This is a genomic window from Mesorhizobium sp. Arg314, assembly GCF_053714275.1.
The window spans coordinates 1-634 of record NZ_JBSKBP010000215.1 but is presented as its reverse complement, the minus strand read 5'-3'; the positions used below and the strand labels follow the sequence as shown (position 1 = coordinate 634).

General features: G+C 63.6%; 1 protein-coding gene. It reads left to right on the top strand.

Going from position 1 to position 634, the window contains the following annotated elements; translation table 11 throughout:
* On the top strand, positions 1-614 hold a 614-nt coding region (locus ACWGS9_RS35150), incomplete at its 5' end, for a quinolinate synthase (RefSeq protein WP_454509473.1).
* Between the last annotated feature and the right edge of the window lie 20 nt (positions 615-634).

The following is a 634-nucleotide window of genomic DNA, read 5'->3' as shown; positions in this document are numbered from 1 at the left end:
ACGTGCGCCTGATGCGGCGGCGCTATCCGGGAGTGCCGGTGATCACCTACGTCAACAGCTCCGCCGCCGTGAAGGCACAGTCGGATATCTGCTGCACCTCGGGCAATGCGCTGGCGGTGGTGGAATCGCTCGGCGCGCGGCGCGTCATCATGCTGCCCGACGAATACCTGGCAAGGAATATCGCCGCGCAGACCAAAGTCGAGATCATCGCCTGGAAAGGACATTGCGAGGTGCATGAGCGCTTCACAGCGGCCGACATTCGCGAGTTGCGCGAGGCGCATCCGGGCGTCACCGTTCTTGCCCATCCCGAATGTGCACCGCAGGTCGTCGCCGAGGCCGACTTCGCCGGCTCAACGGCGGCGATGTCCGACTATGTCGCGCGGCATAAGCCGGCGCGCGTGGTGCTGATGACCGAATGCTCGATGAGCGACAATGTCGCGGTCGAGCATCCCGACGTCGATTTCGTGCGTCCCTGCAATCTCTGCCCGCACATGAAGCGCATTACGCTCGCCAATATCCGTGCCGCGCTCGAGGAGAACCGTCACATCGTCACCATCGATCCGCGTGTCGCCGAGCGCGCTCGCCGGGCCGTCGAGCGCATGCTCTTCATATGACGTGTGATGTCCATGACATT